The sequence below is a fragment of the Nautilia abyssi genome, from assembly GCF_055388085.1.
On the sequence record NZ_AP042376.1, the window covers coordinates 1,601,478 to 1,623,957 of the forward strand.

General features: G+C 30.9%; 23 protein-coding genes. All 23 read left to right on the top strand.

What is annotated here, in order from left to right:
• The first annotated feature begins 12 nt into the window (after window positions 1-12).
• The 23 genes from tkt to ACZ5EP_RS08545 all read left to right on the top strand — a co-directional run bounded on the left by tkt (window position 13) and on the right by ACZ5EP_RS08545 (window position 22,477).
• The gene (gene tkt / locus ACZ5EP_RS08435; protein ID WP_464508756.1) at window positions 13-1,869 is read left to right on the top strand and encodes a transketolase; all 1,857 of its coding nucleotides are present in this window, start codon (window positions 13-15) and stop codon (window positions 1,867-1,869) included.
• On the top strand, window positions 1,866-2,963 hold the full coding sequence (locus ACZ5EP_RS08440; RefSeq protein WP_464508758.1) for a pyridoxal-phosphate-dependent aminotransferase family protein: 1,098 nt from the start codon (window positions 1,866-1,868) through the stop codon (window positions 2,961-2,963). The genes tkt and ACZ5EP_RS08440 overlap by 4 nt, the downstream gene beginning before the upstream one ends.
• Complete coding sequence (locus tag ACZ5EP_RS08445; RefSeq protein ID WP_464508759.1) at window positions 2,960-3,775, top strand: ATP phosphoribosyltransferase regulatory subunit; 816 nt, start codon at window positions 2,960-2,962, stop codon at window positions 3,773-3,775. Before ACZ5EP_RS08440 ends, ACZ5EP_RS08445 begins: the two co-directional genes overlap by 4 nt.
• The gene (locus ACZ5EP_RS08450; RefSeq protein ID WP_464508761.1) at window positions 3,768-5,009 is read left to right on the top strand and encodes an adenylosuccinate synthase; all 1,242 of its coding nucleotides are present in this window, start codon (window positions 3,768-3,770) and stop codon (window positions 5,007-5,009) included. Before ACZ5EP_RS08445 ends, ACZ5EP_RS08450 begins: the two co-directional genes overlap by 8 nt.
• Entirely contained in the window at window positions 5,006-5,428 is a 423-nt protein-coding gene (locus ACZ5EP_RS08455; protein WP_464508763.1) for a flagellar export protein FliJ, read from the top strand. The genes ACZ5EP_RS08450 and ACZ5EP_RS08455 overlap by 4 nt, the downstream gene beginning before the upstream one ends.
• Complete coding sequence (locus ACZ5EP_RS08460; protein ID WP_464508764.1) at window positions 5,415-5,855, top strand: Sua5/YciO/YrdC/YwlC family protein; 441 nt, start codon at window positions 5,415-5,417, stop codon at window positions 5,853-5,855. The genes ACZ5EP_RS08455 and ACZ5EP_RS08460 overlap by 14 nt, the downstream gene beginning before the upstream one ends.
• On the top strand, window positions 5,856-6,311 hold the full coding sequence (locus ACZ5EP_RS08465; protein WP_464508766.1) for a hypothetical protein: 456 nt from the start codon (window positions 5,856-5,858) through the stop codon (window positions 6,309-6,311).
• A gap of 55 nt (window positions 6,312-6,366) precedes the next feature.
• Window positions 6,367-7,371, top strand: a complete 1,005-nt coding sequence (galE, locus tag ACZ5EP_RS08470) for a UDP-glucose 4-epimerase GalE (RefSeq protein ID WP_464508767.1) — start codon at window positions 6,367-6,369, stop codon at window positions 7,369-7,371.
• Between the two features lie 23 nt (window positions 7,372-7,394).
• The gene (locus tag ACZ5EP_RS08475; RefSeq protein WP_464508768.1) at window positions 7,395-7,640 is read left to right on the top strand and encodes a ComEA family DNA-binding protein; all 246 of its coding nucleotides are present in this window, start codon (window positions 7,395-7,397) and stop codon (window positions 7,638-7,640) included.
• Window positions 7,637-8,830 carry a nucleotide sugar dehydrogenase gene (locus ACZ5EP_RS08480; protein ID WP_464508769.1) on the top strand — a complete coding sequence of 398 codons (1,194 nt, stop codon included), beginning with the start codon at window positions 7,637-7,639 and terminating at the stop codon, window positions 8,828-8,830. The genes ACZ5EP_RS08475 and ACZ5EP_RS08480 overlap by 4 nt, the downstream gene beginning before the upstream one ends.
• Window position 8,831: 1 nt before the next feature.
• Window positions 8,832-9,875, top strand: coding sequence for an NAD-dependent epimerase (locus ACZ5EP_RS08485; RefSeq protein WP_464508770.1), 1,044 nt, complete (start codon window positions 8,832-8,834; stop codon window positions 9,873-9,875).
• Between the two features lie 109 nt (window positions 9,876-9,984).
• The gene (gene rfbA / locus ACZ5EP_RS08490; RefSeq protein ID WP_464508771.1) at window positions 9,985-10,860 is read left to right on the top strand and encodes a glucose-1-phosphate thymidylyltransferase RfbA; all 876 of its coding nucleotides are present in this window, start codon (window positions 9,985-9,987) and stop codon (window positions 10,858-10,860) included.
• A 1-nt stretch (window position 10,861) separates the two neighbouring features.
• Window positions 10,862-11,437 (top strand): dTDP-4-dehydrorhamnose 3,5-epimerase, encoded by a 576-nt coding sequence (rfbC, locus tag ACZ5EP_RS08495; protein ID WP_464509645.1) that lies wholly within the window; start codon window positions 10,862-10,864, stop codon window positions 11,435-11,437.
• A complete protein-coding gene (rfbD, locus tag ACZ5EP_RS08500; RefSeq protein ID WP_464508773.1) occupies window positions 11,434-12,357 on the top strand; it encodes a dTDP-4-dehydrorhamnose reductase in 924 nt (307 codons plus the stop codon). The genes rfbC and rfbD overlap by 4 nt, the downstream gene beginning before the upstream one ends.
• Complete coding sequence (gene rfbB, locus ACZ5EP_RS08505; protein ID WP_464508774.1) at window positions 12,350-13,414, top strand: dTDP-glucose 4,6-dehydratase; 1,065 nt, start codon at window positions 12,350-12,352, stop codon at window positions 13,412-13,414. Before rfbD ends, rfbB begins: the two co-directional genes overlap by 8 nt.
• A 2-nt stretch (window positions 13,415-13,416) precedes the next feature.
• Window positions 13,417-14,232 (top strand): ABC transporter permease, encoded by an 816-nt coding sequence (locus ACZ5EP_RS08510; protein WP_464508775.1) that lies wholly within the window; start codon window positions 13,417-13,419, stop codon window positions 14,230-14,232.
• Window positions 14,232-15,551 carry an ABC transporter ATP-binding protein gene (locus ACZ5EP_RS08515; RefSeq protein WP_464508776.1) on the top strand — a complete coding sequence of 440 codons (1,320 nt, stop codon included), beginning with the start codon at window positions 14,232-14,234 and terminating at the stop codon, window positions 15,549-15,551. Before ACZ5EP_RS08510 ends, ACZ5EP_RS08515 begins: the two co-directional genes overlap by 1 nt.
• Complete coding sequence (locus ACZ5EP_RS08520; RefSeq protein WP_464508777.1) at window positions 15,545-16,267, top strand: sulfotransferase domain-containing protein; 723 nt, start codon at window positions 15,545-15,547, stop codon at window positions 16,265-16,267. The genes ACZ5EP_RS08515 and ACZ5EP_RS08520 overlap by 7 nt, the downstream gene beginning before the upstream one ends.
• 5 nt (window positions 16,268-16,272) lie before the next feature.
• Window positions 16,273-17,283, top strand: a complete 1,011-nt coding sequence (locus tag ACZ5EP_RS08525) for a sulfotransferase family protein (RefSeq protein WP_464508778.1) — start codon at window positions 16,273-16,275, stop codon at window positions 17,281-17,283.
• Between the two features lie 3 nt (window positions 17,284-17,286).
• Window positions 17,287-18,714 carry a glycosyltransferase gene (locus tag ACZ5EP_RS08530; protein ID WP_464508779.1) on the top strand — a complete coding sequence of 476 codons (1,428 nt, stop codon included), beginning with the start codon at window positions 17,287-17,289 and terminating at the stop codon, window positions 18,712-18,714.
• Window positions 18,707-20,269: a glycosyltransferase gene (locus ACZ5EP_RS08535; RefSeq protein ID WP_464508780.1), complete on the top strand. Its 1,563-nt coding sequence runs from the start codon at window positions 18,707-18,709 to the stop codon at window positions 20,267-20,269. The genes ACZ5EP_RS08530 and ACZ5EP_RS08535 overlap by 8 nt, the downstream gene beginning before the upstream one ends.
• A gap of 2 nt (window positions 20,270-20,271) precedes the next feature.
• Window positions 20,272-21,414 (top strand): non-hydrolyzing UDP-N-acetylglucosamine 2-epimerase, encoded by a 1,143-nt coding sequence (gene wecB / locus ACZ5EP_RS08540; RefSeq protein WP_464508781.1) that lies wholly within the window; start codon window positions 20,272-20,274, stop codon window positions 21,412-21,414.
• Window positions 21,407-22,477: a glycosyltransferase family protein gene (locus tag ACZ5EP_RS08545; RefSeq protein WP_464508782.1), complete on the top strand. Its 1,071-nt coding sequence runs from the start codon at window positions 21,407-21,409 to the stop codon at window positions 22,475-22,477. Before wecB ends, ACZ5EP_RS08545 begins: the two co-directional genes overlap by 8 nt.
• The last annotated feature ends 3 nt before the right edge of the window (window positions 22,478-22,480 follow it).

Consider the following 22,480-nt stretch of genomic DNA (forward strand, 5'->3'; position numbering starts at 1 on the left):
GGAGCAGACATAATGGAACTTAGAAAAAAAATGGCGGATACGATAAGATTTTTGGCAGCTGATATGGTGCAAAAGGCAAATTCAGGGCATCCGGGTGCAGCTTTGGGATTAGCTGACGTTATGACGGTTTTTAGCGAAATTGTTAACGTTACACCTCATAATCCGGATTTTGTAAACAGAGACAGGGTTGTGTTTTCGGGAGGACATGCTACACCTCTTATTTATTCTCTTTTACATCTTTGGGGATATGACTTGAGTCTTGAAGATCTTAAAAACTTCAGACAGCTAGGAAGCAAAACTCCGGGACATCCGGAATACGGACACACACCGGGTATTGAAGTGACAACCGGGCCTTTAGGGCAAGGTGTGGCAAATGCCGTAGGTTTTGCAATGGCTAAAAAATTTGTTTCTAAAAAATTTCCGGAAATAGATCATAAAGTATGGTGTTTCTGCGGTGACGGAGACCTGGAAGAGGGTATTTCATACGAAGCGTGTTCTTTGGCCGGAAAACATAAACTTGAAGATCTGATTATCATATATGACAGCAACAACATATCAATCGAAGGCGAAGTGACTATCGCTTTTGAAGAAGACGTAAGAGAAAGATTCGAATCTCAGGGATTCAGAGTTCTTGAAATGAACGGACACGATTATGAAGATATAGAAGCGAAACTGACTGAAGCTAAAAACAGTGACGGAAGACCTACTTTAATTATCGCAAAAACCGTAATAGCAAGAGGAGCGGTAGGGCTTGAAGGAAGTGAAAAAACTCATGGGGCGCCTTTAGGCGAGGATGTAATTAAAAAATCAAAAGAAGCGGCAGGCTTTGATCCTGAAAAAACTTTTGTGGTTCCTGATGATGTATTAGTCAGATTCAGATGTGTAAAAGAAAGAGGGGAGCTTTTAGAAGCAGAATTCAATAAAAAAGCTAATTTAGGTGAAATTAAAGCGTTTTTTGAAAAAGACTTCAGCAAAATAGAGTGGCCTGAGTTCGAAGAAGGCGCAAGTATAGCCACCAGAAAAAGCAACGGAGAAATTTTAAACGCCATAGCAAAAGCAGTGCCTAGTTTCTTGGGCGGAAGTGCGGATCTGGCACCTTCAAACAACACAACCCTTAAAGGCGAAGACGATTTTCCTCACGGAAGAAATATTCATTTCGGAATTAGAGAGCATGCAATGGCGGCTATTACGAATGCGTTCAGCGCGTACGGCTTCCTGCCTTTTGCGGCTACGTTTTTGGTATTCAGTGATTATTTAAGAGGCGCTCTTAGAATTGCAGCTCTCAGCAGCCATAAAAACTACTGGATATTCACACATGACAGCATAGTTGTAGGCGAAGACGGGCCTACTCACGAACCGGTTGAACATATTACGTCTCTAAGAGCCGTTCCGAATCTGTACGTATTCAGACCGGCAGATGCGAACGAAAACGTAAATTCATGGAAAGCGGCTTTAAATATCGATGCTCCGGTAGTGTTTGCGCTAAGCAGACAGGGACTTAGAAATATTACGCCAAAAGATATAGATTTAAGCAAAGGCGCATATGTTTTAAGAGAAGGAAACGCCGATATTACGCTTGTTGCAAGCGGAAGCGAAGTAAATCTTGCCGTAGAAGTCGCTAAAAGGCTTGAAGCAAGAGTTGTAAGCGTTCCGTGTTTTGATTTGTTAGACGAGCAGTCAGATGAATTTAAAAAATCTCTTTTTAAAGGAAGAGTGATAGCAATAGAAGCAAACAGAGGGTTTGAATGGTATAAGTATGCGGATGAAGTAATCGGAATGGATACATTCGGCGCAAGCGGAAAAGGAAGCGAAGTATATAAACATTTCGGATTTGACGCAGATGCAATTATAAAAAGGATTGAAAAATGATATTAGCGACTCCGGGACCTGTTGAAATTCCCTATTTCGTGAGGGAGACTTATTTAAAAGATACAATTCATCACAGAACGCCTGAATTTAAAGAAATACTGCTTGATACGCTGAGCAGATTTAAAAATATTACCAAACTGCCTTTCAATGTATTTTTAAGCTCTTCCGGAACGGGGGCCATGGAAGCTGCTCTAATCAATACGGTAAAAAGCAAAGCCCTTACAATAAACGCCGGCAAGTTTGGTGAAAGATGGGGTAAAATAGCTAAAGCCCACGGTATAGAGTTCAGTGAAATAAAATACGACTGGGATACACCGGCAGCCGTTGACGATGTAATTGCTGCAATAAAAGAAGACAGCACTATCGATACGTTTTTTATTCAGATAAGCGAGAGCGCCGGTGGACTAAGACATCCTGTAGAAGAAATAGCGGCGGAAATCAAGCTTATAAATCCGGATATTATAGTGGTGGCCGACGGTATTACCGCTCTTGGAGTGGAAGATCTGGATACTAGCAATATAGATATCGTAGTCGGAGGAAGCCAAAAAGCGTTTATGCTGCCTCCGGGGCTAAGTATGCTTGGAATCAGCGAAGCGGCAATGAACAGAATCGGAAGCGGAAAAGGCTTTTATTTCAACCTTGCAAACGAAATAAAAAAACAAAGCGAGGGAACTACCGCGTTTACTCCGGCAACGGGGCTTATTATAGCGTTAAACGAAGTTCTTAAAAAATTAGAAGAGATAGGGCTTGAAAAACATTATGAAAATACCGCAAAAAGACATAATGCCCTAATTGCTTCAATAGAAGCATTAGGTTTAAGTATTTTTCCTCAAAACCCGGCAAGATCAATGGCTGCGGTTTACAGTGAAAAAGCGGAAGAAATCAGAAAGATTCTTAAAACGAAATATGAAATAAACGTAGCAGGCGGACAGGACCATATGAAAGGCAGACTCTTCAGAATAAACAACATGGGTATTATAGAAGATTACAAAATGGAATATATTCTAAATTCTTTGGAGCTTGCTCTGGATGAGCTCGGAATCAGAGAATATGACGCAACGGCTGTGAAAGTTTACACTAAAGAGAAACTATGATATTAAAACACGACATACCTCAGGGAGCCAAATTATATTTTGGCAAAGAAGCCAAAATAAAAAGAGAAATAGAAAATATAGCGGCGGAAGTTTTCGAAACGCTTGAATACGAAGAAATTATTACGCCGTTTTTTTCTTATCACCAGTTAGAAGCGCTTGATGAAAAAGAACTTATCAGATTTACCGACTCTAAAAACAGAAGTCTTGCTTTAAGGGGAGACAGTTCAATTGACGTTATCAGACTTGTAATTAAAAGATTAAAAAGCGAAGCAAAAAAGTGGTTTTATATACAGCCGGTATTCAGAGCTCCCAGCAGCGAAATGTATCAGATAGGCGCTGAAAGCCTTGGCGGAGATCTGGTTGATACGTTAAAAACAAACAATCTTATTTTTGAAAGACTGGGTAAAAACTACACGCTTCAGCTTTCACATATAAAAATACCTCAAATGGCGGCTGAACTTACAGGGCTTGAACTTGAAGATATAAAAAAGATGAGACTTTATAAATTCAATGAAGAATGGCTGAAAAAACTTGCCTCTGTGCATACGATCGAGGATTTAAATGATCTTAGTGTGTTTCCTGAGGAAATAGCAGTGCACTTAAAAGAGCTAAAAAACATAGCCGTTAACTTTGAAAATGCTATAATTGCACCGTTATATGTAGCAAATCTCAGATATTATACAGGTGTGTTTTATAGATTTATTAAAAATAACACGGTTTACGCAAAAGGCGGAGAATATATAGTCGAAGGCGAAAAAAGCGTAGGTTTTTCAATATATACGGATAATTTATTAAAGGATATAAATGGTTGATTTGATTGTCGGACTTCAGTGGGGTGATGAAGGTAAGGGGAAAATAGTTGATCTGGTTGCAAAAAACTATGATATCGTAATACGAAGCCAGGGAGGACATAACGCGGGGCATACGGTTGTGGTTGACGGCAAAAAATACGCGCTTCACCTGCTTCCGAGCGGTGTATTAAATCCTAACGCTACAAATGTTATCGGAAACGGCGTAGTTGTTTATCCTAAACAGCTTATTAAAGAGATAAACAGTTTCGGGCATGATATTAAAAAAAAGCTTTTGATTTCAGATAAAGCCCATATGATCCTTGATCATCACATAGCCATAGACCAGGCAAGGGAAAAATTAAGAGGCAAAAACGCAATAGGCACTACCGGCAGAGGAATAGGACCTGCGTATGCGGATAAAATAGCAAGAGTCGGTGTAAGAATGGGAGAACTTAAAAATATAGACAAACTTATAGACAAACTTACTCATTATTATGAAATGAATAAGGGTTATTTCGATTATCTTGGTGTTAAAATCCCGAGCACCGAGGATTTAAAGGCGGAACTTCAGGAATGGCAGGACGAGCTGGGAGAACTTATTGTAAACACTACAAATTATCTTTGGGACAATATGGATAAAAATATGCTCCTTGAAGGTGCGCAGGCTACGCTTTTGGATATAGACCACGGAACTTATCCGTATGTTACAAGCTCCAATACAATTGCAAGCGGTGCGCTTACGGGAAGCGGTATTGCTCCTAAAAATCTCAATAAAGTAATAGGAATAGCAAAAGCATATACCACAAGAGTCGGAAACGGACCTTTTCCTACTGAAGATTTCGGTGAAGCCGGAGACAAAATCAGAGAACAGGGCGGAGAATACGGAACAACTACAGGAAGACCCAGAAGATGCGGATGGTTTGACGTTGTGGCCGCAAGATACGCTGTTACATTAAACGGCTGTGACGAAGTGGCTATTATGAAACTTGACGTATTAGACGGTTTTGATAAAGTAAAAGTATGCGTAGGATATGAAATAGACGGCAAAAAAATAGACTATTTTCCAAGTGAGCTTGATGAGGTTAAACCCGTTTATGTGGAGCTTGACGGGTGGAACGGCAGCGCCCACGTGACAAAATGGGAAGATTTGCCTGAAAACGCTCAGAAATATATTGAATTTATTGAAGAAAATATTGGCACAAAAATAAAATACGTTTCAACCGGCGCGGAAAGAAATGCAACGGTAATCAGATGAAAACCAAATTCGACAGCGTTGTTAAAGTAAAAAAACAGGCGGTCGATAAAATAGAAAGAAATCTTCAAAAACTAAACTCAACAATTCAAAAATTAAATTCGACAATAGAAGAGCACAATAAAACTCTTCTTTCTTTTACTTTTCCAAAAGAAGGGAATTTTGCACTTCTTAATCAGATAAAACACCAGCAGCATATTTTAAGGGAAGAAATACAGAAACTCAAAAACCAGATAATGGTTTTGGAAAGCAGAAAAAGAGAGCTTTTGGAAGAGCTTAAAAAAGCAAATATTGAATATGAAAAAATGAAATATCTCCAGGCGGAGGAAATAAAAAAGCTGCTTAGGGAACAAAAGCTCAAAGAATCCAGGGATTTGGACGAAATTGCTATTTTGCTAAGGAAAAATAATGAATCCGAATAAAGTTTATCTGACTCAGACGGATACTACGGTCGGTTTTTTATCGCAAAACAGAGAAAAACTTAACAAAATTAAAAACAGACCTTTGCGTCAGCCTGTATTAAGAGAAGTGGACAGTTTAAAGACTCTTAAAGAATTTGCAAGAGTTCCGGATAAATATAAAAAAATGATAAGAAGAGCAAAAAAAACAACGTTTATTTTTCCAAACGGCGAGAGTTACAGGGTGGTTAAGGATGAGAGACATCTGGAATTTTTAAGGAAATTCAAATGGATGTATTCGACTTCGGCGAATCAACATGGAAAAAAGTTTGACTTAATTTGGGCAAGAGAACAGGTTGATATTATTGTGGAAGATAAAAGAGGTCTGTTTGAAGGAGAACCTTCAAGAATTTATAAAATTTCAAAAAATAGGATAAGGAAACTTAGATAAATGGAAAATTATTCAATAGAAAATGGAAAATTGAATATAAAAACAATCTCATTATTCATTTTACATTTTTCATTTTACATTCTTGTAGTCGGTTGCAGCACAAAAACCACACCCATATATGCCGTAATAAAAACACCGAAATTTAAAGCTGCGGACGAAGGTTTTTTGGAAAAAGGATTCGGATATAAAAAGCTTACCATTTATAAAGCCGGAAACGTACCTGTGGTAATAACGCTGAAAAATTCGTTTGTGTGTCTTAACGGCAGATGTATGGATAAAGAAAAATTTATTAAAGAATATCTGCCAAAAGGCTATCCGAGCGACTTTTTTGATAAAATTTTAGACTATAAATGTCCGAAAAACTTTTTCTGTAAAACGGACGGTCAAAAAATTTTGTTTAAAGATAAAAAAAACAATATACTGATTATGATTAAAAATATTGATAGATTAAATTAATTATTTTAATAAACGGCGTTTGATATAATTTTTTATTTAGGAAAAAGGATATTCATTGAAAATATTAATAACGGGCGGGGCGGGTTATATAGGCAGCCATGTAGTTAAGATGCTTTTGGAAAACAGTGATTATGAAGTGAGTGTGTTAGACAGTCTGGTTACAGGGTTTGAGTCCACTATTGAAGAGCTGGCAAAAATAAGGAAATTTCAATTTATAAAAGAAGATTTAAGCAACTGGAATAAAGTTGAAGAAATTTTTAAAAAAGAAAAGTTTGACGCTGTAATACATTTCGCGGCAAGTCTGATTGTGCCTGAAAGCGTGGAAAAACCTCTTAAATATTATCTGAACAATACTGCAAACACTGCTAATTTAGTCCGCATTGCAAACGAAAGCGGTGTTAAAAAATTTATATTTTCTTCTACGGCCGCTGTATACGGAGAGCCGGATATCAGTGAAATCGGAAGCGGAATAAAAGAAGATTTTCCTGCAAATCCGATTAACCCTTACGGACAGAGTAAGTTATTTAGTGAAAAGATAATACAAGATGTGGCAAAAGCAAACCCAAAATTTAAATATGTGATTTTCAGATATTTTAACGTAGCGGGAGCTGCACCGGATCTGAGTATAGGACAAAAAACGAAAAATGCAACGCATCTGATTAAAGTGGCAAGCGAATGTGCTGTAGGAAAAAGAGACGGAATGTATATATTCGGTACGGATTATCCTACGCCTGACGGGACATGTATAAGAGACTATATACATGTTATGGATCTTGCGGATGCACATATAAAAGCACTTGATTATCTTGATGAAAACGAGAGTGATGTTTTTAATATCGGATACGGCAGTGGAGCAAGCGTAAAAGAAGTGGTTGATACCGTTAAAAAAGTAAGCGGAGTTGATTTTAATGTAGAAACAGCACCGAGAAGAGCAGGTGATCCGGCGATGCTTATAGCTGACAGTTCGAAAATAAAAGAAAAAATGAAATGGCAACCGAAATACGACAATTTGGAGACTATATGCAAAACGGCATATGAGTGGGAAAAAAGGCTAATTTGATATAATTTTAAAAAAGGGCGGGGATGAAAAAGTTTTTTATTTTATTTTTATTTGTAATGAGTTTGTTTGCTAAAATAAATATTAATACGGCAACGATGCAAGAGCTGCATTCTTTAAAAGGAATAGGTCATACAAAAGCCGTGGCGATTATGGAATATAGAAAAAAACATCCTTTAAAAAAAATAGAGGATATTATGAAAGTAAAAGGCATAGGTGTTAAAACATTTGAAAAAATAAAAGATGAAATAGAAGTAAAGGATAACGATTGAAGATAACTATAGCCGGAACAGGATATGTAGGACTTAGTAATGCGGTATTGTTGGCACAGAATAATGAAGTTGTGGCGCTTGATATAATTCCTGAAAAAGTGGAACTTATAAATAAAAGAATCAGTCCTATTGAAGATAAGGAAATTACGGAATTTTTCCAGACAAAAAATTTAAATCTTAAAGCTACAACCGATAAAAAAGAAGCATATGAGGGAGCAGAATATGTGGTGGTTGCAACTCCTACCGATTATGATCCGGTAACCAATTATTTCAATACCAAATCAATAGAAAGCGTAATAAAAGACGTAATTGAAATAAATCCGAAAGCCACAATTGTTATCCGTTCTACTATTCCAATCGGATATACTGAGAGAATTAAAAAAGAATTTAATTATCCAAATATTTTCTTCGTACCGGAATTTTTAAGAGAAGGAAAAGCCCTTTTTGACAGCCTTTATCCAAGCAGAATTATTGTAGGAGAAAAATCAACGAAAGCTGAAATATTTGCAAATTTACTCAGAGACGGAGCTTTTAAAGAAACAATTCCACTGTTGTTTACAAATAACACGGAAGCGGAAGCGGTTAAACTGTTTGCTAATACATATCTGGCTATGAGGGTTTCATTTTTTAACGAGCTTGATACGTTTGCGGAAATGAAAAATCTTAATACCAAAGATATAATCGAAGGCGTATGTCTTGATCCAAGAATCGGAAACCATTACAATAATCCAAGTTTCGGATACGGAGGATACTGTCTTCCAAAAGACACCAAACAGCTTGTAGCAAATTATACAATAGAAAACATTCCTCAAAAACTAATGGAAGCAATTGTGGATAGTAATACGACAAGAAAAGAATTTATTGCTAAAAGAGTACTTGATAAACTATCAACCATCAACAATCAGCCATCAACCGGTACTGTAGGAGTATACAGACTTATAATGAAAGCCGGAAGTGATAATTTCAGAAGCTCTGCCATATTTGACGTAATGGAAATGTTAAAACCGTTCGTAAAACTTGTAATATATGAGCCGATGGCAAAAGGTGATGAAATTGAAGGGGTTGAATTTGTGAGTGATTTTGAAGAATTTGCCAAAAAATCAGATGTGATACTTGCAAACAGAATTGATGAAAACCTTCAAAAAGTAAAAGATAAAGTTTATACAAGAGATATTTATTCAAGGGATTAATATGAAAATACTAATTACAGGAACAGCGGGATTTATTGGGTTTCATTTAGCTAAAAGACTAATCGAAAGAGGTGATGAAGTAGTCGGACTTGATAATATTAGTGATTATTATGATGTAAATTTAAAATATGGAAGACTAAAAGAGACAGGGGTTGATAAAGAAAACATAGAATATGGAAAAATAGTTGAAAGTAAAAAACATCCTAATTACAAATTTATTAAACTAAATCTTGAAGATAAGGCCGGTGTAGATAAACTTTTTAAAGAAGAAAAATTTAATAAAGTTTGTCACCTTGCTGCACAGGCTGGAGTAAGATATTCTATTGAAAATCCGTATTCTTATATTAACAGTAATATTGTGGGATTTATGAATTTATTGGAAGCATCACGATTTAATGATATAAATCACTTGTGTTATGCAAGCAGTTCCAGTGTATACGGACTTAATAAAAAACAGCCCTTTTCAACAGATGACAATGTAGATCATCCGATAAGCCTTTATGCGGCTACAAAAAAATCAAATGAATTAATGGCTCACACTTATTCGTATCTTTATAATATTCCTACTACAGGACTTAGATTTTTTACCGTTTACGGACCGTGGGGAAGACCGGATATGGCACTGTTTAAGTTTGTAAAAAACATACTTGAAGATAAGCCGATTGATGTGTATAACTATGGAGAAATGCAAAGAGATTTTACTTATATTGACGATATAGTAGAAGGTGTGGTAAGAGTGATTGATAATCCTCCTAGGGGTAATCCAAACTGGAACGGAAGAGCCAGTGAAAGTATTGCTCCTTATAAGGTTTACAATATTGGAAACGGAAGTCCCGTTAAACTTATGGATTTTATAGAAGCGATAGAAGAATCTCTTGGTAAAAAAGCTAAAAAGAACCTTCTTCCGATGCAACCCGGTGACGTACCGAGTACATGGGCGGATACTACTGATCTTGAAAAAGATTTGGGATATAAGCCGTATACCGATGTGAAAGTTGGAATTAATAAGTTTATAAATTGGTATAGGAAGTTTTATAGAATATAATTTTTTGTTAAAATATCGAATAATTATGGAGAAAAGAGGAAGAAGAGAATAACTTCATATATTTACTAATGCTTTTAATTAAATCTATTTGTTAAATTAAGGAGAGATGATGAAAGGTATTATTTTAGCAGGGGGTAGTGGTACGAGACTATATCCTATTACAAGAGGTATTAGTAAACAGTTACTACCAATATACGATAAACCAATGATATATTATCCATTATCAATTTTAATGTTAAGTGGAATAAGAGAGATATTAATTATTTCAAATCCAGAGTATATTGATAATTATAAACAAATATTTGGAAATGGAAGTCAATTAGGACTAAAACTAGAATATAAAATTCAAGAAGAGCCAAGAGGGCTTGCCGAAGCATTTTTACTTGGAGAAGAGTTTATAGGTGATGATGACGTTTGTTTGGTACTTGGTGATAATATATTTTACGGACATGGTCTTACAGAACTTTTAAAACGTTCAAGAGAAACTGTAAAGAGCGAAAACAAAGCTGTTGTATTCGGATATTACGTTAGCAATCCTACGGCATACGGAGTAGTTGAATTTGATGAGAATATGAACGCAATAAGTATCGAAGAAAAGCCTAAAAACCCTAAAAGCAATTATGCGGTAGTTGGGCTATATTTTTACCCAAATGACGTAGTAAAAAAAGCTCATGATGTGAAACCAAGTGATAGAGGTGAGCTTGAAATTACTACTATTAATGAAATGTATTTAAAAGAAGACAGATTAAAAGTAGAGCTTATGGGTAGAGGATATGCGTGGCTTGATACCGGTACTCATGAAAATTTACTAGAAGCTAGTCATTTTATTGCTACGATTGAGAGAAGAACAGGGCTTAAAGTAGCATGTATTGAAGAGATTGCATATCAAAATGACTGGATAAGCAAAGAAACTCTTCAAAAATTAGGAGAAGAGCTTAAAAAGACAGGATACGGACAGTATCTTTTAAAAGTTGCGGGAGAATAGTGTGAAATTTATAAAGACTGAAATACCGGAAGTTGTGATAATCGAGCCGAAAGTTTTCGGAGATGACAGGGGTTATTTTATGGAAACATTCCGTCGGGATTTATTTGAAAATAATGTAAGAAAAATAAACTTCATTCAAGATAACGAATCTAAAAGTAAAAGAGGAGTACTTAGAGGTCTTCATTATCAATTACCACCATTTGCTCAAAGTAAACTTGTTAGAGTAATAAAAGGTAGCGTAATAGACGTAGCTGTGGATATAAGAAAAGGAAGTCCGACGTTTGGAAAATACGTAGCGGTAGAGCTTAGTGAAGAAAATAAAAGGCAGCTATTTATCCCAAGAGGATTTGCTCACGGATTTTTAGTAACAAGTGATGAAGCTATATTTGTATATAAAGTAGATAATTACTATTCATCTGAATGTGATAGAAGTATTAGATTTGATGACCCGGACATTAATATCAACTGGAATTTTCCAAAAGATGAAATTCTTGTATCAGATAAAGATAAAAATGCTCCTTATTTGAAAGACGCAGAAATTTTTGAATATATTGATCTATATGGAGATAATAAATGAATATCTTAGTTACAGGCTCAAACGGACAGCTTGGAGGCGAGATAAAATATTTAGTTATGAATTATGAGTTAGGAGTTATAAATAAAGAAAAAAATAAAAATAATTCAAAATTCAAAATTCAAAATTCAAAATTTTTTTTCACTGATGTAAACGATTTAGATATTTCAAAAGAAGCTGATATTAAAAAATATGTAAATAAAAAAGATATTGATTTAATTATAAACTGTGCGGCATATACGGCGGTTGATAGGGCGGAAGAAGAGAAAGAAAAAGCCGATTTAGTAAATCATAAAGCGATAGAGTACCTTTCACATGCCGCAAAAGAAAAAGAAATTCCTCTCATTCACATTTCGACAGATTACGTATTTGACGGGAAAAATTATAGGCCTTACGTCGAAGATGATCCAGTAAACCCTCAAGGAGTTTACGGACTTACAAAACTTAAAGGTGAAGAAGCTTTTAAAGCTTCAGGTGCTAGTGGGATAATAATTAGAACTTCATGGGTGTATAGTTATTTTGGCCATAACTTTGTAAAAACAATGCTAAAACTCAAAGACAGAGGTGAACTAGGAGTTGTATTCGATCAAGTAGGTACTCCAACATATGCAAAAGATTTAGCTTTTGCAATACTAGAAATAATTGATAAAAACCTTGAAAAAATAAAAAATAAAAAAGCTGAAATTTATCACTATTCAAACGAAGGTGTTATTAGCTGGTATGACTTTGCAAAAGCAATATTTGAAATAGAAAATATTGAGATAAAAGTAAATCCAATTGAGAGCAAAGACTATCCAACTCCTGCCAAAAGACCACACTATTCAGTTTTAAATAAAAATAAAATCAAAAATGAATTTAATATAACTATTCCATATTGGAGAGAATCTTTAAAAGAGTGCTTACAAAGGATAAATAATGGATAAGACAAAAAAGACAATATTAATTACAGGTGGTGCCGGATTTATAGGAAGCAATTTTATTCCATATTTTTTAGAAAAATATCCTGAATATAACGTAGTTAATTTAGATTTGCTTACATATGCCGGTAACCTTGAAAACTTAAAAGAAGTGGAAGATAATCCAAGATATAAATTTATAAAAGGCGATATCTGTAACAGGGAACTTGTAGAACATATTTTCAATGAATACGATATAAGAGGAGTTATCCACTTTGCGGCTGAAAGTCATGTGGACAATTCAATTAAAAACCCGGGAGTATTTGTAAAAACAAATGTTGACGGAACATATACATTAATAGATGTTGCAAAAAATCACTGGATGGAAGAGCCATTTAAATATAAAAACGAATATAAAGGATGCAGATTCCATCATATATCAACTGATGAAGTATACGGAACATTACCTGAGGATCCGAACGTATTATTCACGGAAGAAACTCCATACGCTCCAAATTCACCATATAGTGCAAGCAAAGCAAGCTCTGATATGATAGTAAGAAGTTATCATCATACGTTTGGAATGGATACGGTTATTACAAATTGCTCAAATAACTATGGACCAAAGCAGCATGATGAAAAACTGATACCAACAATCATAAGAAACGCACTGAATGAAAATTCTATTCCAATCTATGGAGATGGTAAAAACATAAGAGATTGGCTTTATGTGCTTGATCATTGTAAAGGAATTGATTTAGCTTACCATAAAGGCGGAGCAGGGGAAACATATAATATCGGCGGAAGAAATGAAAGAACGAATATTTATATTGCAAACAAAATATGTGAAATTTTAGATGAGTTATATCCTATTGAAAACAATTCAAAACTCAAAACTCAACACTCAACACTCAAAAGTTACAAGGAACTTATAACTTTTGTATCCGACAGACCTGGACATGACAGAAGATATGCAATAGACGCGAGTAAGATAGAAAACGAGCTTGGGTGGAGAGCGGATGAAAACTTTGAAAGCGGTATAGTGAAAACCATTCAGTGGTATTTAGATAAATATAAAGGATAAAATTGGTTAGATATTTTAAAGAATTTTATAGATTTTTAAAACATATTGTCCAAAATAAAGAATTATTAATTACATTAATAAAAAATGACTTTAAAAAAGAGTATTTAGGGTCTTATTTTGGAGTTTTATGGGCATTTATACAACCAATAGCTTTTATGTTAGTTATTTGGTTTGTATTTCAGGTAGGGTTTAAGCATAAACCGGTAGATAATAACATTCCATTTTTTTTATGGCTAATAGCAGCAATGATACCATGGAATTTTATAGTCAATTCAATAATGTCAGGTGTTAAATCAATAGAAGGTTATTCTTTTTTAGTAAAAAAAGTTTCTTTTAGAGTTAGTATTATACCGATAGTGAAAATTGGTTCAGCATTAATTATACATTTAGGGTTGTTGTTGTTTTTAATGATTTCCTTTCTTATTTATGGTTATGAACCATCAATTTATTGGATTCAAATTATTTATTATCTTTTTGCCGCATTTATTTTGATTCTTGGAATTTCTTGGTTATTATCCTCTATTAAAGTATTTGTAAAAGATGTAAGTAGTGTTGTGGCTATTTTATTGCAATTTGGATTTTGGTTAACTCCTATTTTTTGGAATATAAAAATGATACCTCATAAATATCAAATCATAATAAAAATGAATCCTTTTTATTATATTATTCAAGGATATAGAGACAGTTTTATTTATCATATATGGTTTTGGGAGAGATGGAAAATTTCTATTTATTTTTGGATAGTGGCAATATTTTTTTTTGTTATCGGAGCAATAGTTTTTAAAAGATTAAGACCTCATTTTGGAGATGTTTTATAATGAAAAAGAATATTGCAATAAAAGTTCAAAATATTTCAAAAATTTATAAATTATATTCTAAACCAATTGACAGACTTAAAGAATCTTTAAATCCTTTTGGCAGGAAGTATCATAAAGATTTTTATGCTTTAAAAAATATTTCTTTTGAAATAAAAAAAGGTGAAACTGTTGGAATTATTGGAAGAAATGGAAGTGGAAAATCTACTATACTTAAGATAATTACAGGAGTTTTACAACCAAGTAGTGGTAAAGTTAATGTAAATGGAAAAATTTCTGCAATACTTGAATTAAGTTCAGGACTTAATCCGGAAATGAACGGAATTGAAAATATTTATTTAAATGCTACCATAAACGGACTTACCAAAGAAGAAATTGATCAAAAATTAGCACAGATAGTTGAATTTTCTGAACTTGGTGATTTTATATATCAGCCACTTAAAATGTATAGTAGCGGTATGAAAGCTAGATTAGCATTTTCAATAGCTATAAATGTAGATCCAGATATATTAATAGTTGATGAAGCTTTAGCAGTTGGGGATGCTGCATTTCAAAGGAAGTGTTTTGCAAGGATGGAAGAGATAAGAAAAAAAGGCGCTACAATATTATTTGTATCTCATAGTGCTGAAAGTATTGTGTCTCTTTGCAATAGAGCAATATGGCTTCATAAGGGTGATATGATTTTAGATGGTGAACCAAAACTTGTTACTGGACTATATATGAAGTATAGTAATGAAAATGTAATCGATAAAAGTAAAATATTAGAAGAATTTGAAAATATCAAAAATAAAAAATATGAGTTAAATAATTTAGATAATGTTGAAAAAGTTTCAGATGATAAATCAATAGAAGAATATTTTGACCCAAGTTTGATTCCAACATCCACAATTTCTTATGATGAAAAAGGTGCAAGGATATCTAATGTTGTATTAACAACATTAGATGGAGATAAAGTAAATGTAGTTAAAAAAAACAAAGAGTATATCTTGCAATATGAAGTGGAAATAATGCAAAAACTAGATAATGTGAATTGTGGTTTTGCATTAAAAACAGAAAAAGGTATTGCAATTAGTGGAGGTACGATAAATATTAATAAGTTTTTAGGACAAAAAGTAGTAGATAATAAAAGATTATTATTAAAATGGCAAATTAAATTAAATCTTAATCCGGGCTTTTATTTTTTTAATACTGGTATAAGTAATAATAAAAAACATATTCATAGAATTCTTGATGCATATGTTATAAAGATATTACCTGAAAAGAATGATTATTTAAAAGCTACAGGATTATGTGATATGATAAAGAAAGTTGAGATATGTTAAATTTTCTAGGTATTGGAGCCCAAAAGTCTGGGACGACTTTACTTTATACACATTTAAAAGATGTTAAAGAGATTTGTTTAGGTAAAGTTAAAGAGATACATTTTTTTGATATTGATGAAAAGTTTAACAAAGGAATAGAATTTTATAAAACTTATTTCGAACATTGTAAATATAATAGTATTAAAGGTGAAATAACTCCTGCATATATTTATTTTGATGACATTCCTGAAAAAATTTACAATACTTTGGGAAAAGATATAAAGTTTATAGTTTTATTAAGGAATCCAATTGAAAGAGCATATAGCCATTATTGGATGATGAGAAAAAGAAAAAAAGAGAAATATCCTTTCATTTTAGCTATTGTGTTAGAGTTTTTTAGAATAAAGAAAAATAAAAACTATGCAAGGGATTATAGTTATATATCTAGAGGATTTTATTTTAAGCAGTTAAAACGTTATTTTGATTTTTTTCCAAAAGATAATTTTAAAATTATTCTTTATGAAGACTTTGTTAAGGACCAAAATAAATATATGAATGAAGTATTGGATTTTTTAGAAGTAAAAGAAAAATATTTTTTTAAAAATAAAAAAGTATTTAAAAATGACTATCCAAAAATGAATATAGGTTTAAAATTTATTTTGAAAATTTTATATTTTTTTGAGTTTAGAAGATTAGAAAAAGAACTAAAATTGAATATTAAAAAATGGAAGGAGTAAATTTAGTGAAGAATGCTATTTTTATTCTAGGTATGCATCGTAGTGGTACTTCTGCTTTAACTGGGGTACTTTCTTATTTAGGTGTTGCATTAGGAAGTGAGCTTTTGTCACCACAAAGTGATAATATAAAAGGCTATTATGAAAATAAAAAAATTGTTACTTTAAATGAAGATATTTTAAGCAGTATAAAAAGTTCATGGGATGATATAGGATTTGGTCTAAAAAAGTTAGAAAAGTGTTCATTAGAATATATTAATCGTATATATGAATTGTTTATTGAAGAATTTTCTAAAGAAGATTTGTTTGCTATAAAAGACCCTAGAATTTGTTATTTGTTTCCGTTATATGAAAAAGCTTTAGAAAAGTTAAATTATAATATAAAAATTATTATTCCATATAGAAATCCTTTAGAAGTTGCTATGTCTTTACAAAAACGAAATGGTTTTGATATTGAAAAAGGGTTACTTTTATGGCTAAAATATTTTGTATTTGCAGAGAAGTTTAGTAGAGATTATGAGAGAATATTTGTAAGTTTTGATGAACTTTTAAATAATACAGAAGAAGTAATTAAGGTAATAGATAAGAACTTAAGTTTAAATCTTTTAGATAATTATCATAAAAATAAAGATTTAATTAAAAATTTTTTAGAACCAAGTTTAAAACATCATAATATTCAATCGAATTATGAAATGCCTAGGGTGATTTTAAGTTTATTAGATGCATTGAAAAGAAATAATATTGAACAAATAAAAAATATCAGTGATAATGTATGGGATATAGATAATTTATATAATTTATTTGTAAGTGATTTAGATGAAAAATTAGAAAAAGCAACAAAAAAGATTAATTTTCTTGAACATGAGAATAAATTACTTGAATTAGAATTAAAATTAAAGTCAAAAGAAATTAGTGCTTTAGAAGAACACATTAAAAATTTAGAAGAAGAATTAGCAACTATTTATTCTAGTAATAGTTGGAAAATTACAAGACCTTTGAGAAGAATTAAAAAAGGTTAATTGATGATAAAAAAATTAAAAGAATTAAAGTGGAAAAGAATAATTGAAAAAAGTGATTTATTTGATTATAGATATTATTTATTTGAGTATCCGGATGTAAGAGCTATGGATATAGAACCTATTATACATTATATTAGACATGGTGCACAAGAGTTTAGAAATCCAAGTGATAAATTTGATACAAAATTTTATATTGAAAGCAACGAAGGTGTTGATTTTAGTGAAATTAATCCTTTAGTACACTATATTTTATATGGTAAAAAATTTGGAAAAAAAGCGGTTGATAATTTAAATGAAGAAGAGTTTGAAGAGGTATTAAAAAATTTACAAAAAGAGTTTAAAAATGGAAAAATAATATTAGCTTTTCCAATAATTTCGTGGCATTTTAGATGGCAAAGACCTCAACAAATTTTTAGTCGTTTAGCAAAAAAAGGTTATAAAATTATATATCTTTCAAATAGCTTTTATAAAAATAAATTACAAAAACTTGATGAAAATATTTATGAACTTAGCTTGAAAAGCAGGGGATTTAATATATATGAAAAATTTTTAACATTAGAAAAAATTGAAGAAATGTATTCTCAAATAAAAAGAGTAATAGATAATATCGATTTATCAAATGATTTAGTATATTTTGTTCAATTTCCAAATTGGTTAAAATTAATAAAAAAATTAAAAAAAGATTATAATGGTAAAATAATTTTTGATTGTATGGATGAACATTCAGGGTTTGATAATATTGATGATTTTATGGAAATATTAGAAGAAGAGTTATTTGAACTTTCTGATAAAATAATAGTATCATCTAATAAACTTTATTCTAAAGCTATTAAATATAATAAAAATGTATATTTAGTGAAAAATGGAACTGATTATGAGTTTTTTTCAAAACAACCAAAAGAACTTTTACCAAATAATATTAAAAAACCTATCATAGGATATTATGGTGCAATTTCAAGTTGGTTTGATGTAGATATCATAGAATATTGCGCTAAAAATAGACCAAATTATAGTTTTGTTTTAATTGGAACAGTAAATAGAGATATTACTAAATTAGAGAAGTTATCAAATGTGTTTTTATTGGGTGAAAAAAAATATGAAGAATTACCAAAATATTTGTATAATTTTGATGTATGTTTAATTCCTTTTAAACTAACTCCTTTAATTGAAGCTACAAATCCTGTAAAATTTTATGAATACATTAGTGCAAAAAAGCCAGTTGTTTCTACTATGCTTCCTGAATTAAAAGAATATGAAAACGTTTGCTATTTAGCTAGTAATAAAGAAGAATTTTTGGATAATATAGACAAAGCTTTAGAAGAAAAAAATAGGTCAGATTATAAAGAGTTGTTAGAAAAAAGGGAAAAAGTTGCAAAAGAAAATTCATGGGATGAAAGAGTTAATATAATTGAAAGGATAATAAATGAATAAAAAAGTTTTTTTTGTATGTGGAAGTCCAAGAAGTGGTACTAGTGCATTAAGTTGGGCTTTAGCAGAACATGAAAAAATTGAAACATCTGCAGAAAGTAATTTTTTATATTATTTATTAAGAAATGAAAATGATAATCCATATAAAGCTTTTGATATAGCTAAAAAAGTTGAAGATGGGTGGTTTAATAAACACAAGATATCAAAAGACCAATATTTGTATTTTTTAGGAGAAGGTATAAAAAGTATGTTTTTTAAAGTACATAAAGCAGAAATTTTTATAGAACAATCTCCTGAAAATGTATTAATTATTGATAAATTATTAAAAGTTTTTCCTGATACTAAAATTATAAATATTATGCGTGATGGAAGAGAAGTTGTTAATAGTATGGTAAATAGTGGTTTTCCAACTATTTGGTCCAATGATTTTAAAAAAGCATGTGAGACATGGAGTTTTTATGTTGAAAAGGGATTAATGTTTTCTAAAATGTTTCCAGAGAATGTTTTAAATATTTATCATAAAGATTTGGTAGATAACCCTGAAAGTGTTGTTAGAGAAATTTTAGAATTTTTTAATTTAGATTATGATGAAAGAATTGTTGATTATTTAAAAAATAAAAGAGTAAATTCAAGTTATGAAAATAAAACTAAAGAAGATTTTAAAAAAGCAAAAGATACAAAATTATTAAAAGTTCCAATGTGGAAAAAAATGTGGTCAAAAAAGCAAGTTAAATTATTTGATAAAATTGCAGGGAAAACATTGGAATTATTGGAAAAAGAATACAAAAAAAAAAATAATAAAGTAAGTGTGATTATTGTTACATATAATAATTTAGATTTGACAAAAAGATGTTTATATAGTGTAGAGAAATATTCTAATTATGAAAACTTAGAAGTTATAATAGTAGATAATAATTCCCAAGATGGCACAAAAGAGTATTTAAAAGAATATGCTAAAAATAAAAAAAATGTAAAAGTAATCTTAAATGAAGAAAATTTAGGTTTTTCGGCTGGTAATAATATTGGCATTAAAAATGCAACAGGAGATTATATTGTCTTATTAAATAATGATACATTTGTTACCCCTAATTGGATTGAAAGATTAATGGCCCATTTTGAATTAGATAACAAGATCGGATTAGTTGGACCAAGAACTAATAATATAGGAAATGAAGCAAAAATTGAAACAAATGTAAAAACTGAAGAAGAGATTGTTTCTTTTGCAGAAAAACTATATAAAGAAAATAGGTTAAAACAATATGATAAAGTAAGAGTTTTAGCATTTTTTTGCGTAATGATTAAAAAAGAAGTTTTTGACAAAATAGGACTTTTAGATGAAGCTTTTGGTATAGGTATGTTTGAAGATGACGATTTTTGCGAAAGAGCAAAAAAAGCTGGTTATAAGCTAGTTTGTGCAGATGATGTTTTTATTTATCACCATTTAAGTGCGACATTTGATAAAGAACCGTCAGAATGGAAAAAGAAATTATTTGAAAAAAATAAAAAAATTTATGAATCAAAACACGGGAAGTGGATACCTCATAAATATAGGAGATAATCTTGAAGAAGATATTATTAGTATTTGGGACGAGACCGGAAGCGATAAAAATGGCGCCCCTAGTAAAAGTGTTTGAAAAGAATAAAGAGTTTAATGTAAAAGTATGTGTGACCGCTCAACATAGAGAGATGCTAGACCAAGTATTAAATTTATTTGATATAAAACCAAATTATGATTTGAATATAATGAAGAAGAATCAAACATTATCAGATGTTACTGCTAATATAATACAAAGTATGGAGGAAGTATATAAAGAGTATAATCCAAATATAGTATTAGTACATGGGGACACTACAACTACTTTTGCGACTTCTTTGTCTGCATTTTATCATAAAATTCAAATAGGGCATGTTGAAGCAGGGCTTAGAACAGGTGATTTATATTCTCCATGGCCAGAAGAGGCAAATCGTAAGTTAACAGGAGTATTAGCAAATTATCATTTTGCTCCAACATTAAAAGCATATACAAATTTAATAAAAGAGGGGATATCAGAAAAAAATGTATTTATAACAGGTAATACTGTAATTGATGCATTATATATGATTCTTGAAAAAATAGAATTAAATCCCAAGATGGAAGAAGATATATTAAAAAAAATATCTAATAAACTAGATATTAGTATTATAAATAAAAAATTTATTTTAGTTACAGGACATAGAAGAGAAAATTTTGGAGAAGGTTTTTTAAATATATGTGAAGCATTAAAAGAAATAGCATTAAAAAATCCAGATATTAAGATAATATATCCTGTACATTTAAATCCTAATGTAAGAAAGCCAGTTTTTGAGATATTAAGTGGAGTGAAAAATATTTATTTAATTGAGCCGTTGGAATATTTAGAGTTTGTTTATTTAATGAATAAAAGTTATTTAATTCTTACAGATAGTGGAGGAATTCAAGAAGAAGCTCCAGCATTAGGAAAGCCAGTATTGGTATTAAGAAATATTACTGAAAGACCAGAAGCAATAGAAGCAGGTACAATAAAGTTAGTTGGGACTGATAAAAAGAAAATAGTGAATGAAACAAATAGACTTTTGATTAATAAAGAAGAGTATGAAAAAATGTCAAAAGCAAAAAATCCATTTGGAGATGGAACTGCTTGTGAAAAAATTATTAATATTTTAAAGAGAAAATTATATGATTAAAAATAAAATTTTTTATTTTATGCATATTCCTTGGGGGTGGATAAAACAAAGGCCGCATTTTTTAGCCTTGGAATTACAAAAATATTTTGATGTGGATATTTATATGCCCAAATTTTATAAAGAAATTTCATATAATACGGCAGATAATGTAAATATATATTATTTGTATAAATTTCCTTGTGAAGAAAAAAGTATTTTAATTGGTGAAATCAATCTTAGATTGATGAAGTTGCAACTTAAATTTATATTAAAAAAATATAAATATATTTGGTTAACGGATATTAGATTATATCCTTATATAATGGATGTTATAAATGAAGACCAATTTTTAATATATGATTGTATGGATGATGTGATAGAGTTTTCAAATATGGAAAGTCAAAAAAACTTTTTAAAGAAAATAGAAGAAGAATTATTTAAAAGAGCAGATTTGGTTTTATTTTCATCAAAATATTTAGCTAATAAAAAAACTAAAGAATTTAATTGTCAAAATTATGAAATAATTTATAATGCTTTAGATAAAAATATGATGCAGGAAAAAGTATATAATAATTTTGACGAGTTTTTTTTTAAATATAAAAATTTTAAAATTCTTACATATATTGGTACTGTAGCAGAGTGGTTTGACTATGATGTAATAAAAGCGAGTTTAGAAAAATATGAAGATATAGTGTACTTTATTGTTGGACCGGTAGAAGGAAAAAAATACAAGCATGAAAGAGTAATATATTTTGATGGATTAGAACATAAATATGTTAAAACTTTTATTTCAAAATCAGATGCAATGATTATGCCTTTTAAAATTAATGAGTTAATTAAGGCAGTAGACCCAGTTAAATTATATGAATATATTGCTTTTAATAATCAAGTTATTAGTGTTTATTATGAAGAACTAGATAAGTTTAAATCATATATTAGAATATACAAAAATATCGATGAATATTTAAAAGTTTTAGAAAATATTCGCAAAAGAAATGATGAGTTTATTAATGTCAATTTTATATTGGAAAATAGTTGGGGACAAAGAATAAAAAAATTACATAAAATAATTGGTTTAAGGTGAATA

Bases quoted from the DNA above. Each gene is read 5' to 3' on its own strand.
- tkt (WP_464508756.1), top strand. From the start codon at position 13: ATGGAACTTAGAAAAAAAATGGCGGATACGATAAGATTTTTGGCAGCT.
- ACZ5EP_RS08440 (WP_464508758.1), top strand. From the start codon at position 1,866: ATGATATTAGCGACTCCGGGACCTGTTGAAATTCCCTATTTCGTGAGG.
- ACZ5EP_RS08445 (WP_464508759.1), top strand. From the start codon at position 2,960: ATGATATTAAAACACGACATACCTCAGGGAGCCAAATTATATTTTGGC.
- ACZ5EP_RS08450 (WP_464508761.1), top strand. From the start codon at position 3,768: ATGGTTGATTTGATTGTCGGACTTCAGTGGGGTGATGAAGGTAAGGGG.
- ACZ5EP_RS08455 (WP_464508763.1), top strand. From the start codon at position 5,006: ATGAAAACCAAATTCGACAGCGTTGTTAAAGTAAAAAAACAGGCGGTC.
- ACZ5EP_RS08460 (WP_464508764.1), top strand. From the start codon at position 5,415: ATGAATCCGAATAAAGTTTATCTGACTCAGACGGATACTACGGTCGGT.
- ACZ5EP_RS08465 (WP_464508766.1), top strand. From the start codon at position 5,856: ATGGAAAATTATTCAATAGAAAATGGAAAATTGAATATAAAAACAATC.
- ACZ5EP_RS08475 (WP_464508768.1), top strand. From the start codon at position 7,395: ATGAAAAAGTTTTTTATTTTATTTTTATTTGTAATGAGTTTGTTTGCT.
- ACZ5EP_RS08485 (WP_464508770.1), top strand. From the start codon at position 8,832: ATGAAAATACTAATTACAGGAACAGCGGGATTTATTGGGTTTCATTTA.
- rfbA (WP_464508771.1), top strand. From the start codon at position 9,985: ATGAAAGGTATTATTTTAGCAGGGGGTAGTGGTACGAGACTATATCCT.
- rfbD (WP_464508773.1), top strand. From the start codon at position 11,434: ATGAATATCTTAGTTACAGGCTCAAACGGACAGCTTGGAGGCGAGATA.
- rfbB (WP_464508774.1), top strand. From the start codon at position 12,350: ATGGATAAGACAAAAAAGACAATATTAATTACAGGTGGTGCCGGATTT.
- ACZ5EP_RS08515 (WP_464508776.1), top strand. From the start codon at position 14,232: ATGAAAAAGAATATTGCAATAAAAGTTCAAAATATTTCAAAAATTTAT.
- ACZ5EP_RS08520 (WP_464508777.1), top strand. From the start codon at position 15,545: ATGTTAAATTTTCTAGGTATTGGAGCCCAAAAGTCTGGGACGACTTTA.
- ACZ5EP_RS08530 (WP_464508779.1), top strand. From the start codon at position 17,287: ATGATAAAAAAATTAAAAGAATTAAAGTGGAAAAGAATAATTGAAAAA.
- ACZ5EP_RS08535 (WP_464508780.1), top strand. From the start codon at position 18,707: ATGAATAAAAAAGTTTTTTTTGTATGTGGAAGTCCAAGAAGTGGTACT.
- ACZ5EP_RS08545 (WP_464508782.1), top strand. From the start codon at position 21,407: ATGATTAAAAATAAAATTTTTTATTTTATGCATATTCCTTGGGGGTGG.